This is a genomic window from Ktedonobacter racemifer DSM 44963 (assembly GCF_000178855.1).
GTDB lineage: Bacteria > Chloroflexota > Ktedonobacteria > Ktedonobacterales > Ktedonobacteraceae > Ktedonobacter > Ktedonobacter racemifer.
In genome coordinates, this window is the sequence record NZ_ADVG01000004.1 from 806,161 (window position 1) to 820,000 (window position 13,840).

Annotated in this window: 12 protein-coding genes; 9 read left to right on the plus strand and 3 right to left on the minus strand. The window is 52.8% G+C overall.

What is annotated here, in order from left to right; translation table 11 throughout:
- The first annotated feature begins 114 nt into the window (after positions 1-114).
- The gene (locus KRAC_RS45220; protein WP_007905179.1) at positions 115-1,311 is read left to right on the plus strand and encodes a hypothetical protein; all 1,197 of its coding nucleotides are present in this window, start codon (positions 115-117) and stop codon (positions 1,309-1,311) included.
- A 91-nt stretch (positions 1,312-1,402) separates the two neighbouring features.
- Here KRAC_RS45220 and KRAC_RS45225 read toward each other — a convergent pair whose 3' ends face one another.
- Complete coding sequence (locus KRAC_RS45225; RefSeq protein ID WP_007918871.1) at positions 1,403-2,341, minus strand: hypothetical protein; 939 nt, start codon at positions 2,339-2,341, stop codon at positions 1,403-1,405.
- 305 nt (positions 2,342-2,646) lie between these two features.
- Between KRAC_RS45225 and KRAC_RS63840 the strand changes: the two genes are divergently transcribed.
- The gene (locus KRAC_RS63840) at positions 2,647-3,333 is read left to right on the plus strand and encodes a hypothetical protein (protein WP_007918872.1); all 687 of its coding nucleotides are present in this window, start codon (positions 2,647-2,649) and stop codon (positions 3,331-3,333) included.
- A gap of 115 nt (positions 3,334-3,448) precedes the next feature.
- On the opposite strand, the gene KRAC_RS45235 is transcribed toward KRAC_RS63840, so the two are convergent.
- Positions 3,449-3,946 carry a ClbS/DfsB family four-helix bundle protein gene (locus tag KRAC_RS45235; protein ID WP_007918874.1) on the minus strand — a complete coding sequence of 166 codons (498 nt, stop codon included), beginning with the start codon at positions 3,944-3,946 and terminating at the stop codon, positions 3,449-3,451.
- Positions 3,947-4,180: 234 nt separating this feature from the next.
- On the opposite strand from KRAC_RS45235, the gene KRAC_RS63845 reads away from it, so the two are divergent.
- Together KRAC_RS63845 and KRAC_RS45245 are read left to right on the plus strand one after the other, a co-directional pair.
- The gene (locus KRAC_RS63845; protein ID WP_007918875.1) at positions 4,181-4,819 is read left to right on the plus strand and encodes a GNAT family N-acetyltransferase; all 639 of its coding nucleotides are present in this window, start codon (positions 4,181-4,183) and stop codon (positions 4,817-4,819) included.
- Positions 4,820-4,844: 25 nt separating this feature from the next.
- Positions 4,845-5,450, plus strand: coding sequence for a TetR/AcrR family transcriptional regulator (locus KRAC_RS45245; RefSeq protein WP_007918877.1), 606 nt, complete (start codon positions 4,845-4,847; stop codon positions 5,448-5,450).
- 10 nt (positions 5,451-5,460) lie between these two features.
- On the opposite strand, the gene KRAC_RS45250 is transcribed toward KRAC_RS45245, so the two are convergent.
- Positions 5,461-6,573 (minus strand): LacI family DNA-binding transcriptional regulator, encoded by a 1,113-nt coding sequence (locus tag KRAC_RS45250; RefSeq protein WP_007918878.1) that lies wholly within the window; start codon positions 6,571-6,573, stop codon positions 5,461-5,463.
- A 273-nt stretch (positions 6,574-6,846) separates the two neighbouring features.
- Here KRAC_RS45250 and KRAC_RS45255 point away from each other — a divergent pair, with 273 nt between their 5' ends.
- The 5 genes from KRAC_RS45255 (at position 6,847) to KRAC_RS45275 (ending at position 13,835) form a co-directional block, all read left to right on the plus strand.
- Positions 6,847-7,851, plus strand: a complete 1,005-nt coding sequence (locus KRAC_RS45255; protein ID WP_007918879.1) for a carbohydrate ABC transporter permease — start codon at positions 6,847-6,849, stop codon at positions 7,849-7,851.
- 115 nt (positions 7,852-7,966) lie between these two features.
- Positions 7,967-8,872, plus strand: coding sequence for a carbohydrate ABC transporter permease (locus KRAC_RS45260; protein ID WP_007918884.1), 906 nt, complete (start codon positions 7,967-7,969; stop codon positions 8,870-8,872).
- 129 nt (positions 8,873-9,001) lie between these two features.
- A complete protein-coding gene (locus KRAC_RS45265; RefSeq protein ID WP_007918885.1) occupies positions 9,002-10,309 on the plus strand; it encodes an ABC transporter substrate-binding protein in 1,308 nt (435 codons plus the stop codon).
- A 108-nt stretch (positions 10,310-10,417) separates the two neighbouring features.
- Positions 10,418-12,376 carry a glycoside hydrolase family 76 protein gene (locus tag KRAC_RS67785; RefSeq protein ID WP_007918886.1) on the plus strand — a complete coding sequence of 653 codons (1,959 nt, stop codon included), beginning with the start codon at positions 10,418-10,420 and terminating at the stop codon, positions 12,374-12,376.
- Between the two features lie 175 nt (positions 12,377-12,551).
- Complete coding sequence (locus KRAC_RS45275; RefSeq protein WP_007918887.1) at positions 12,552-13,835, plus strand: glycoside hydrolase family 125 protein; 1,284 nt, start codon at positions 12,552-12,554, stop codon at positions 13,833-13,835.
- Positions 13,836-13,840: the final 5 nt, after the last annotated feature.

A 13,840-nucleotide genomic window follows, 5' to 3' on the forward strand; every position in this document is an offset into this window, starting at 1 on the left:
GTAGACGTAAAAAGCTCTCAAAGAAATAATGAAGCAGACAGTGCCAATTGGTAGGACTCCATTAACTGGTGAAAGTGGGAGAGGCTTGCAAAAATTAGGCTCCATTGACAAGATATGGATATGCAAAAGACCATATTTCCCTCAATGGAGCCATCGAAACAATTTTGCCCTCATTCGATGTGTTGCGCAAGAGGGCAAATCGGGGCAGGCAACATCGTCATTCATGATCGCAAGCGAGAGCGCTATCGCTGTACGCGTTGTCGCAAAACCTTCAGCGCGCGCCGAGGAACCATGCTTGAGGGACTGCGCAAGCCAACCGAGCTCATTGTCATTGTGGTGACGCTGCTCTCGTATGGCTGTCCGCTTCAAGCCATCGTTCATGCCTTCGGCCTCGATGAACGCACCGTGGCCAGTTGGCGAGATCGAGCCGGAATCCATTGCCAACAGGTCCATCAAGACATCGTTGAGACCGCCCAATTGGATCTGCAACATGTGCAGGCCGATGAGATCCGCGTCAAAGGCTGCAAGATGGTCGCTTGGATGGGTCTGGCCATCATGGTCAAGACACGTCTGTGGGTGGCCGGGACCGTCTCACGTACCCGTGATCGCGCCCTGGCTGATCGGCTCTTGCAACAGGTACGACGCTGTGCAGAGCCCTTGAAAGCGCTGCTGGTCTTGACTGATGGCTGGTGCGCGTATCCGGGCAGTATCAAGCGAGCCTTTCGTGAAAAGGTGAAAGCGATGCCAGGGCGAGGACGCGCTCGCTTGGTCGTTTGGTCAGAGTTGCATATTGGGACGGTCATCAAGCGGACGCAGAAGAAACGGGTGGTCGAGGTCACGCGTAAGATGTCGCATGGCTCACAAGAGGAGGCCGAGCGGCTCCTCCAGCAGTCACAAGGAGGCAATGTGCTCAACACGGCTTTTATTGAGCGCTTGAATGCCACCATGCGCCAGCGGCTTGCCACCTTGACGCGCAAATGTCGTCAAAGCGCTCGCCACCTGCGTCCACTGGAAACGGGAATGTACCTGCTTGGGACGACCTATAACTTCTGTTGGCCGCATCATGAGCTCGGCAAGCCAGTCCATGAGGGCAGAGCCTGCACGCCTGCCATGGCGGCTGGGCTGACTGATCATATCTGGAGCATAAGCGAACTCTTGCACTACAAAGTGGCTCCTCCTGCATGGGTTGAACCCAAGCAACGAGGACGGCGAAAGAAACAGGCACGTGAGCCGCTTTCTGTAGCCGAGCCTGCTCGCCTTCGGCCGCTGGTTCGGCTACGCAAGGGGGTCCTGTGCTCAGCCACCGGTTAGCGGGGTTCTACCTGCCAATTGGAATAGACATCAAATTTGCAATTTGACTGATCATATACTATTTCCCTTGACTAACATGTTTTTCGCGTTTCTAGAACAGTGAATCGATAATAGAAAAACTCTCGAGAGGCTTTTCGTCCAGCGTTGAGAGCTGAATTTTCTGCTGATTGAGTAAATAGCGAAATGCCTCAGCACCCTCTTGTGGTCCAAAAGCGAGGCCTTTCATGAGGTCGGCCATAGTCTTGCGCCCATCAATTGCCGCATAGAGACGCCTGGCGTTCTTGTCCGCAAGGATCGCTGCGTTCGCGAATGGGTTATCCGCCTGAAACGCCTCCAGGTCTTGTGCGCGTCGGGGCACAATATCTGCGAGCGTCAGACCTGAAAAAGACTTCCTTGACTGCTTATCGGGAGTTGGCGACAAGAGAGCATCAGGAGCGGCAAGAAAGCGGCGATTGATCAAAATACGCAAGGCCTGCTCTAAAATAAAGGCGATGGCGCGCTCCTGCTCTTTCGAGAGAGAAGATTGTGAGAAGAATGAAACAATTACAGTAAGAGGCGTGGGACTCTGCTTTACCTCCGAATCGCTCCTCGCGGGAGGGAGCAGCATCTCATGCTGCAAAAAATATCCAGCCCAATATTGTAAGCCATAGCGGGTCAAGAAGGAGGCCAGTACAGGAGAAAAAACATCTGCAACAGGGAGAGATGCTATACCATGTTGCTCCAGCAAGAGACGATCTACCACAGATACCATATACTGATTTATTGTCGCCTGTTGCGGTAAAGATGGGAGCTGGCTCGCGCTCGCACGCACCTCAGCATGCAACTCTCCACTACGATCCAATTGCATTGTCCAGAACTGGACCACAGGTATGCCTAAATACTGTCCAATCTTGTCCGACAACCAGAGCAACACTTCATCTACGTGATGCATGGTAACCGTTGCTTGCAAAAGCTGAGCCACAAGAGAAATCGGCTGCTTTCTCTCTCCCATCGACTGTGATGGGTCGAATACATGATGCTTATCTTGCATAGATGCCTTTCGATACAGGCGTGAATGAAACCGGCCACGGAAAAATCCAGCGTCTGTGATTTTCTACAGGGATTGTTGTATGAGAAGTAAACGCCACAGTTGCTCTTTTTTATCGGAAAGCTAATTACTTCTTCTGGAAAAATCCCAGGCGCGAACGCGCCCGGGATTTTTCCAGAAGAAGTAGACGTAAACATGGGTTTACATATGCTATATACTATCGGAAGTATATAACGTTGTAGCTTGTAAGTATGAAGATATTTAGACAGGAAATACTCACAAGTATTGCATGAGGACGAGAGAAGTACATGCCGAAACAAACCACCCACCTCCCTACAAAGAGCCAGCGTCAGCAAGAGCGCCGTGAGAGACAGCGCCTCGAGAGAGAGAAGCAACTACGCGCCAGGCGCAACCGGAACATTATCATTGCCGCTGTTATTGTTGTGGCCCTCCTGGCAATTGGTGGCGTCACCTGGACATTATGGAAGCCTGCCCAGGCCGCCAACTCCTCCAGCACCTCCGCAACAGCAACCGCTGCCAGCAATACGAATACCAGCGACAACCCCTTGTATCCCTCCGTTAATGGGATCGCTTGCCAGGGCAACGAACAGCTCGACTACCATATCCATGCCCATCTATCCATCTATATCAATGGGCAGCAGGTCCAAGTTCCTCAATCTATTGGCATTGCCAGCGACAACTCCTGTATTTACTGGCTCCATACCCACGATACTTCGGGCATCCTTCATATTGAGTCGCCAAAGACCAAGACGTATGCATTGGGCGACTTCTTCCAGATCTGGCATGGGCGCTTCCCCGAATTGCAGTATCCCGCCCAGCTCAGCCAGACCAGCGGCTGGATCGTCTACGTAAACGGCAAACAATATAACGGCGATATCAACTCGGTCCCCCTGAACGCTCACGCTTTGATTACCCTGGCCTACAACTCTCCAGGCATCACTCCCGATACTACGTACAACTGGCAGGGCCTGTAATCTGCAACTCGCGCCTGTGGCGCTCGCCTAGATAGTAGATGTGGTGCGTGCTGGCGGCCTGTGGCCGCCAGCACGCACCACATCTACTACCCGAAGTAGCTTGATACGGGGCGATTTAATTCGTTGAGGCGCTGGCCAGCCAGTGTAAGACATTGGCACGATGCTCTTCATAGTGCTCATAGGTATTGCCAGCGATGGACTCCCAGACTACATTGCCTTGTTTGCGCCAGGGGAAAGGCTCGTTTAAGGACTGCTCACTCAAGCCCTCAAGCGCGTCGAGCACGCCATGGTATCCCTCCTGTAGATTGGCGAGCACCTCCTTCAGAGAGCGATCCTTGTTCTGCTGATAGAAATGTTCGTTGATCTCATCCTCCGTCTCCAAACCAGGGGCGAGCGCGTCCGGTTTCTGACCAGTAGGTATCACTCGCAGCGAAGCTAGCGTATAATTTTGCCAGACCGTAAGATGAGCCAGGTTATCCTTAACGGACCAGGCCCCGTTTACTCCTGGCGTTGTCGCTTGCTCCTCACTCAAAGAGCTTACAAGCTCCACCAACTGTCCATAGCCCCGCTGAATATGCTCTCGCAGATCCTGCTTTTGCATTTGCTCCGACATAGAAAGTATCCTTTCACTTTATGGTAATGGTCATTACCCTCTAATGGTACTGTCAAAAGAGGATAAGGTCGTTCCTGATTGCAGTTTCAGAAGACTCTTGACAGAAGAAAAGTACGCAAGGTATACTTGGCTTGAGACCGATTGGTCTTAAAAATTTGGCATAAAAACAAACCGATCGGTCTGATTATTGCCAGTCTTCTCCCGCCTATGGCAGTCACGATAAAGGAGAAAATTGTGCGCAACACTGTTCTATCTCCCTCGCCCCATCAAAAAACAATCATGACCGCTGCCGGGCCAATTTACCTGCGCTCCCACTGCTCGCCCCTCTTTATCCAAGAGCTTGAGCCGGATAGTGGCATGCGTGCCTTTACGCGCCTGCCGGAGCATGAACATGCGCTCCTCTTGCAGATCGCGGAGCGGGAGGATACAATGCTCACCATCGCCTATACACCGGCTGGCACCATTGTTGGACACATTGCCCTCTGCCCAGTTGACGTCTGGTGGCAAAATCTGGAGGCCGCCTATGAGATCGGCCTGGAGGTCAGCTCCAACTGGCGGCAGCTTGGCATCGCACATCAGCTAATGCAGCTCGTCTTTGCGGAGACAGCCTATGAGGAAGTCATCGTACTTGGGATGGGGCTCTACTGGCACTGGGATATGGCTAGCCTGGGGCTGGAGCCTTTCGGGTACCGCGAGATGCTGGAACGCTTCTGCGCGGCCTATGGCTTCACAGAATATCTGACCTCTGAACCAAATATTCGCATGCACCCAGCTAATATCTTTCTCGCGCGCCTGGGCAAGAATGCGAAGCAAGCATTAGTCAAGCAATTCTTTGACGGCCTGCTACGTTCAGATACGCTGCCAGGGCTGTGAGGAACATGCCAGGAAGGAGCAAACAATGAGTAAAGGGAGTGAGACGCGCAAAATGATCCTCGCCCGCGCGGCCCCCGTTTTTAATCAACAGGGCTACGTCGGTTCCTCGCTTACAGACCTGATGCGCGCAACCGGTCTCGAAAAGGGTGGCATCTATAACCACTTCTCCAACAAAGAACAACTGGCACTCGAAGCCTTCGAGTACTCCCTATCCCTGCTGGAACAGAGCATGCGGCAGGCACTTCTGGGGAAAAAACATGCCCTTGACCGCCTGTTGGCCCTGTTGAAGTATTTTCAGGGTATCATCGAAGATCCACCAGTGGAGGGAGGCTGCCCCATTCTAAACTTGGCTGTAGAGGTGGATGATACCAACCCCATCTTACGTACGCGGGCGCGCCAGGCCATGGACAAGCTCCAGGAGACGCTACGGCGCATCATTATACGAGGGATCGAGCGCCAGGAGTTACGCGCAGACATCGATATAGAGACCTGGATCACAACCTGTATCGCCACCATGGAGGGCGCGATCATGCTCAGCAAGCTCTACCAGGATCCTGCCTATATCCGCCGCGCCTCCTCCTCCATGGAGGCAAGTATCAAGTATACTCTCGTCCTGCCTTCGCCTTCCTAAAGCTCAGGAGCTAGCCTTCAGGAGGAATTTCGCCGGAGCCACGCATGATAAGCCTGGTGGGAATGATCACGCGCTGGGTTGGGCGCTCGTCGCCCTGGATACGCGCGAAGAGCAGCTCTGCCGCCTGGCGCCCCATCTCCGCGGCATCATGTGCGATCACCGTAACTGGCGTTGGCAACATATCCGCTAGCTCGAAATCGTCGAAGCCGACAAACGCCAGGCGACGCGTGACGCCACGCAGGGCACGCAGCACCGCGACGCTAATACGGTTACTGGTAGTAAAGACCGCGGTTGGTGGATGCGGAAGGCTCAACAGGCGCTGTGTTGCCGCCGCCGCCTTCTCAGCGTCATCGCAGCCAAAGCAGAGCAGGTCGTCTTCAAGGATAATTCCCCAGTCAGCCAGCGCAGTACGATAGGCCGCGACGCGCCCTGAGCCTGTATAGACGGATGGATCACCACAGATCAGGCCAATACGCCGATGCCCCTGGCACAAGAGATGCTTCACAGCCGTATAGGAGCCCCCATAGCTGTCCAGCAAGATCATATCCACATCCAGATTCGCCGGTGGACGGTCCACAAAAATCACCGGTGTCCCTCGCTCCATTTCGCTCTTCAGGTAGGAGTGGTCGGAGCCAGCAGGAACGATTAGCAAGCCTGCAACCCGGCGATGAGAGAGCGCACTCACCTGCTCGCGCTCACGCTGCGAATTCTCTTCCGAGTTACTGAGGATAAGCATATGATTATAACGCCTCGCGACATACTCAACACCCTGCGCAAGCTGGGAATAGAAGGGGTTGGCGATATCTTCGATGACCAGGCCAATGGTAGAGGAGGTCTGGCCCTGGCGCAGGTTACGTGCCAGGTCGTTGCGCCTGAAACCAAGCGATTTGATGACGGCCTCGACCCGCTCCCGCGTGGCCTGGGTTACACTCGCCTCCTTATTCACCACACGCGAAACGGTCTTGAGGCTGACACCCGCCATCTCCGCCACGTCTTGCATGGTTGGCCGCAACTTATTTCCCTCAGTATGCAGAGGCTCTAAAGAAGTGAGAGGGAGGTTGGTGCCTTCCTGGCTCGCCAGTTGTTTCTCTGACAGAGAGAGTTCTGTCTGCTCGTTACTCACCGCAAATCCTCCGGATCCGCTTTTTATCTATAAGTATAACCTAAAATTTCTTCTTCAACCTCTTGACAACGATGTCATTTGCATGGTACAGTAATGACATCGTTGTCAAACATGTAGTAGAGCGTATAAACGCTTGATGACATCGTTGTCATTACTATTAAACCAGAATGGCATAAGATTGTAAAGTATCAGGGTGATCAATGCATGATACACCTGTAGTGTTGTGATTTAGAATTGTTATTGCGCTGATTCAAAGAGGTGATCAACTTGGATATGAGCGTTCACCAGGAAACAGCAGGCGTGCGAGACGATGCTATTGCGACGCAGCAACAAGCAAAGAAAGCTCCACAGAAGCAGGGAGGCAGGCAAAGCGCTCTACGTCGTAGACGCTGGAATGGGAGAGAGACTCTGGCGGGTTATCTCTTTATTCTCCCCGCTATCATTGGTTTCGCGGTCTTTGTCCTGTACCCACTCGTGACTTCAGTGTACTATTCATTGACAAAGTGGGATGGCGTCACAAACCCGGTTTTCGTCGGCCTGAAAAACTATATCTATATCTTTACCAAAGACCCATCGTTCATTCCCACGCTTAAAGCCACGGGCCTCTTCGCCCTGCTGAGCGTTCCCTCGTCGCTGATTTTGGGCCTGTTACTAGCAGTACTGCTCAACCGTAACCTGCCGGGCATCAAGCTATTTCGCACGGCCATGTATCTGCCTGCCATTCTTCCCGCGGTCGCGACCTTGACGCTGTGGAAGTTTATCTACAATCCGCAAATCGGCCTGGCAAACCAGGTTTTGAGCTTTCTGCACTTGCCCACGAGCACCTGGCTCTCCAGCTACACCATGGCGCTTCCCTCCATCGTAATTGTCGGCCTCTGGGGCATTGGCAGCACGATGATTATCTTTCTTGCTGGCCTCCAGGCGGTTCCCAAGGAGATTTACGAGGCGGCAAAGATCGATGGCGCGGGTTCAATCAAGCTCTTCTGGCATACAACCCTCCCTATGATCAGTCCCATCATCTTCTTACAGCTCATTCTGCAAATCTTTGGCGCGTTACAGGCGTTCAACCAGTTCAGCATCCTTCCCGGTCCCGGCTTCTCAACCGAAGTACTGATGGTACATATCTATCACACTGGCTTCGGTAGTATCAGCCAATTCCCGCAGGTTGGCTATGCCACAGCAGAGGTCTGGATACTGTTCTTCTTCATCATGCTTGTAACGATCTTCACTTTCCGCTTTTCATCAATGTGGGTGTATGAAGAAAATAGCGTAGATTAAAAGCGCTCTCTCTAAAAGCGCAAACAATCACGGATTGTACACACATTTAGCAATGTATACACATGCACTGCACACATTGTAAGAGGCTTTTTACGCTCAAAAAGGGGTTGAATGTATGAGCTTGAGCATCAATAGAAACGATCATGTGACCCCCGAGGCCAAACGGGAGGTCAGGTATGACAAGATAAGTGGCAATATCATCTGGTACATCGTCGTCATTGGCCTCTCAGCCGCGATGCTTCTTCCATTGCTATGGATGATTACTGTCGCTTTAAAGAGCAATAACGATATCTATCACATCCCACCCGAGTTCTGGCCCAAAGAGTTCCACTTTGAGAACTTTATCCTGGGACCAGAGAGCATCAACTTTGCTCGCCTCTTCTCTAACACCGTTGTCGTGAGTGTGTTGAGCACCTCTGGCTCAGTCATCAGTTCCATGCTCGTGGGCTATGGTCTCTCACGCATTCACTTCCCTGGACGCAAACTCTGGTTCTACCTGTTTGTGGGAAGTATGATGTTGCCTGGCATTGTGGGCCTGATTCCACTCTTCCATATGTATTCCGACATCGGCTGGTATGATACCTGGCTACCACTCATCGTGCCATCATGCCTGGGTAATCCGCTCTTCATCTTCCTGGCACGCCAGTATTATATGAGCATTCCCACCTCGCTCGACGAGGCCGCACGCCTGGATGGTGCGAATCACTGGACCATCTTTACTCAAATTATGGTCCCGCTCACACGCCCGGTCTGGATCACGATGATCATTATGGCCTTCACATCCTCATGGAACGACTATCTCAATCCCCTGGTCTATCTCTACTCCGATGACAAATGGACATTGTCGCTGGGTATGGCAACCCTCTCCGGGGCCTTCGCGGGCGTCGCAACGACAAAGTGGAATCTGTATATGGCGTCTAACTTGCTCTACATGTTGCCGCCATTGATCATCTTCTTCGTCGCTCAGCGCTACTTTATGCAAGGTCTGGGGGCACTGGGAAGCTCTGCCCGCGATAAGTAAACTGCTTCACTAAAAGCATTCAGCGTACCCGGCTCTTTCGCGTCGAGGCGAAGACAACGTTGTCATTACGAGTGATAGATCTTCTGGATATTTTTCTATTTTTCTCAATTTAAAGGAGTTTGCATCACAATGACTAAGAAAAGGATCTTCAAGACATCGATCGTCTTGCTCCTGTTGCTGCTCACATCACTGAGCATCGCGGCATGTGGCGGTAGCGATACCGGCAGCGGCCCCAAGACTGTAACCTTCATGACCTGGGAGACGGTTGACACCAACAAGCTGATCGACCAGGCAATGGCAGAGTTTATGAAGCAGAACCCGGATATCAAGGTTCAGCGCATCCCCTCGCCTAATAGTGACTATGGTCAGAAGCTTAGCTCGCTGGTACTGGCTAAGAAGCTTCCCGATATCTTCTGGGCTGGCAATGATACCGAGCAGCAGTATGGGGCGCAGGGCCTCCTCTATGATTGGAGCAGCCAGGCCCAGCAGAGCTCTGGCAACTTCGATATCAACAAGTTCGCGCCTAACTCGCTGGCAAACTGGAAGACCAGCGACAAGCTCTATGGTCTGCCCACCCTGATGAACACCTATGGCATCTGGTACAATGAGGACCTGTTCAAGCAGGCTGGTCTCCCCCTGCCAAAAATCGGTTGGACCTATGACGAGATGTTGCACGACGCCCAGGTCTTGACACAAAAGGACGGCGGCAAGGTCTCGCGTTATGGCCTGTGGAACACGCCAGATGATCCCTTCCTGACCAACAACTGCGCCGTCTCCGCTGGTGGCACCTCCTTCGAAGATAAGCTTCTCAATCCCAGCAGCGTGACCGTCAGCCCCGAGTTTATCAACTGCGCCAAAATGTTCGCTGGCGCAGTCCAGAACGGCTCTGTCACGCCTCCTGGATACAACACCGATACCGCACAAGATAGCTTTGTCGCCGGTAAGATCCCGATGTTCTACAATGGTCAGTGGCTGGCGGCTGGCTTCTTGCAGTCCAAGCCTGGCTTCAAGTATGGCTTCGCGCCCCTGCCCCAGGTAAAGAAGAATGTGCAGGTCTATGATGCGGTCGGCATCGCCTCACCCACATATATAAAGAATCCCGACGCGACCTGGAAGGTCATGCAGTTCCTGGCCTCCAAAGCCTGGGAGACGGTCCTGCCAGGCTCGCCTGTCGCGCCCGCGGCCTATGTCCCTTCTTCGACACCCTACTTTGATACACTGAAGAAGGATGACCTGAGTTCGGTCGCCGACTCGGTAAACTACACCCTGAACACACCTGATAAAGTGGGCATCCGATTTGTCGCGCCCTGGTCATCCAAGGCTACCGATGTCATCACCGCCAACTGGAACGACATCCTGCTTGGCAAAAAGCCTCTTGAGAGCGGCACCCAGCAAATGGTGCAGCAGATCAACGACATAATTAAATCAAACCAGTAAATTCTAGTAGCCGCGTACGTAAGTCCGCTACTTACGTACGCGGCTACTGGTTGTAATATGAGCGCCCAGGACGATTGGTGTTCTTTGGATGACAACAAGGAGGTTGGTATGTTCACGCAACGCTTTCGCGGCCTGGTCATAGGTATAATAGTGCTCTTCTGTCTTCTTAGCGCGAGCCTGGGAGTAGCTCTCGATACACACCAGGCCAGGGCGGCTGGTGACTACCGCTCATATGCCAATAGCAGTGCGGCTACGCTTCAGAGTTGGTATAACAGTTCAAATGGCCTCTTCAATGGCACTGGTTGGTGGAATTCGGCCAACGCGCTGGGAGCTATCATCGGCTACTCATCAAACACAGGTTCAACGGCCTATACGGGCGATATCGCGACGACCTATAGTAAAAACTCGAGCGGTAACTTCCTCAACAATTACTATGATGATGAAGGCTGGTGGGGCTTAACCTGGGTCAAGGCCTATGACCTTACCGGTAATAGCAGCTATCTAAGCATGGCCAAAACCATCTTTTCCAACATGGCTGGTGGCTGGGATAGCACCTGCGGAGGCGGTGTGTGGTGGAGTAAGGATCGCACCTACAAGAACGCTATTCCCAATGAGCTGTTTCTTGCGCTCGCCACAAAACTACACCAGCGCACCTCTGGCGATAGCGGCAGCGGCAGCTACATTGACTGGGCCAATCGCGAGTGGAGCTGGTTCAACAACAGTGGCATGATTAACAGTTCCAACCTGGTCAATGATGGCCTGGATAGTTCATGTCACAATAATGGGCAGACGACCTGGACCTATAATCAAGGCGTGATCCTGGGTGGCTTAACCGATATGTATAAAATCACCAATGACTCGTCCTATCTCAGCAAGGCCGAAGCCATCGCCGATGCGGCAACAGGGACATTGGTGAATAATGGTATACTGAAGGAGTCTTGTGAGCCTTCAAGTTGTGGTGGCGATGGTCCACAGTTCAAAGGCATCTTTATGCGCAACCTGGGCTATCTCTACAGCAGTGACAACAAGCAAGCATACAAGAACTTTATTACGCAAAACGTGGACTCGATCTGGAATAATGATCGCAATGGCTCCAACCAGTTGGGCCTGATGTGGTACGGACCCTTTGATAGCGCCGATGCCGCGCGCCAGAGCTCGGCACAGGATGCACTCAACGCCGCCATCCCATTCAGTACCAGTAGTGGCACCAGCAATGTCGCGCTCAATAAAACCGCCACTACCGACAGCTCTTGTAGCTCATCGGAGACACCTAACAAGGCCGTTGATGGCAGTGTGACAAATGACAGCAAGTGGTGCTCGGGTGGAACTGGCGGCCAGTATTGGCTACGCCTCGACCTGGCAGCCAGCTATGTCATCAGCAGTTTTACTGTGAAGCACGCGGGAGCGGGCGGCGAGAATACCGCCTGGAACACACGCGACTTCAACATTCAACTGAGCAGCGATGGCTCTAACTGGAGCACAGTCGTCAATGTAACCGGGAATACGGCCAGCATCACGACGCATTCCATCAGCACGACAACCGCGCGCTATGTGAAGTTGAACATTACCAATCCACAGAGCGATCCTAACTATATCGCGGCTCGCATCTACGAGCTAGAGGTATACGCTACAAGCGCCACCAGCAATGTCGCGCTCAATAAAACGGCTACCGCTAATAACTCCTGCACCTCGTCAGAGACGCCCAATAAAGCGGTCGATGGGAGTGTAACCAATGATAGCAAGTGGTGCGCCGGAGCAACTAGTGGTCTGTACTGGCTACGCGTTGATCTGGGAGCCAACTATGCTATTAGCAGTTTTACCGTGAAGCACGCCGGGGCAGGTGGCGAGAATACCGCCTGGAACACGCGCGACTTTAACCTTCAGCTTAGTACGGATGGCTCCAACTGGAGCACGGTCGTCAACGTGACTGGTAACACTTCCAGCATTACTACCCACCCTATCAGCACCACGACTGCGCGCTACGTAAAGTTGAATATTACCAATCCGCAGAGCGATCCCAATACCGTCGCGGCTCGCATCTATGAACTGGAGGTCTATGGGAGCTAATAAGAGACCTGAAGATCATCAATTGCTGCACCACGCGCGGCTAGACAATCCTTAGCGTGGAAAGGTTTTGGGAAATTTTTAATAATTAACTCTCGGGAGTACAGGGACGTGCTTGCGGCTCCTGTACTCCCTTTCGCGTCCACATGCACTCTATCAGGAAGGAAATCCACGAAACGTGTACCATTATCCAGCAATCGCAGCCCTGACCGAAGATGTAAAACAGCAGCTTGTCAGTTTTCCCCAATTGCGCGATATGTTCACACAGTGCTATCCAAACACTCTGGAGACCACTGTTGAGTTACTCGACGATGACACGACCTTTGTGCTGACGGGCGATATTCCCGCGATGTGGTTGCGCGACTCCTCAGCCCAGGTCAACCCTTATATCCCCCTGGCAAGAGAGGACGCGGCTCTACAACGCATGTTGCGTGGACTGATACAGCGCCAGGCACAATATATTTTACGCGACCCCTATGCTAATGCCTTTAATCGTGAAGCAAACGGCCAGGGCCATAAAGGCGATACTCCGCCCGCAGGCCCCTGGGTCTGGGAGCGCAAGTATGAGCTTGACTCGCTCTGCTACCCCATTAAACTCTGCTATAGTTACTGGCGCCATACAGGCGATACCAGCAATTTTAATGAGACCGTCCATGCCATGTTGCGCAAGATTATTGAAATTATGCGCATTGAGCAACAACATGATACACACTCAACCTATTCCTTTGAGCGCCCCGATCCGTTACTGCCATCCGATACCCTACCCTTCCAGGGACACGGTACACGCACCAACTTTACCGGCATGGTCTGGTCGGGCTTCAGACCTAGCGATGATGCCTGTAGATTTGGGTATTTGATTCCCGCCAATATGTTTGCCGTGGTCGTCCTGGGGTATACCTGCGAGATCGCGCGCGAGGTCTACCAGGACGAGAAGCTGGCCCAGGCAGCCGAGGCACTGCGCCAGGAGATTGACTTCGGCATTCAGACGTATGGCATCGTTGAGCATCCACGCCACGGGCGCATCTATGCCTATGAGACTGATGGTTACGGCAATTATAACCTGATGGATGACGCCAACGTTCCCAGCCTGCTCGCTATTCCCTACCTCGGCTATCGGCCTGTCGATGACACGCTCTACCAGAACACACGCCGCTTCGTGCTCAGTCCTGATAATCCATACTACTTTACAGGCAAACATGCCAGTGGCGTCGGCAGCCCCCACACACCCAGGGGCTATATCTGGCACATCTCCCTCAGTATCCAGGGCCTCACCAGTAACGATCCAGCCGAGCAAGAAGAGATCATTCGCATGTTGGTCAACACCACCGCCGAGACCAACTATATGCACGAGAGCTTCCACCCGGACAAGCCCCAGCGCTATACCCGCTCCTGGTTTGCCTGGGCCAACAGCCTCTTCGGCGAGTTCGCCCTCGACTATGTGAAAAATGCCCTGAGAGTATAAGTGGA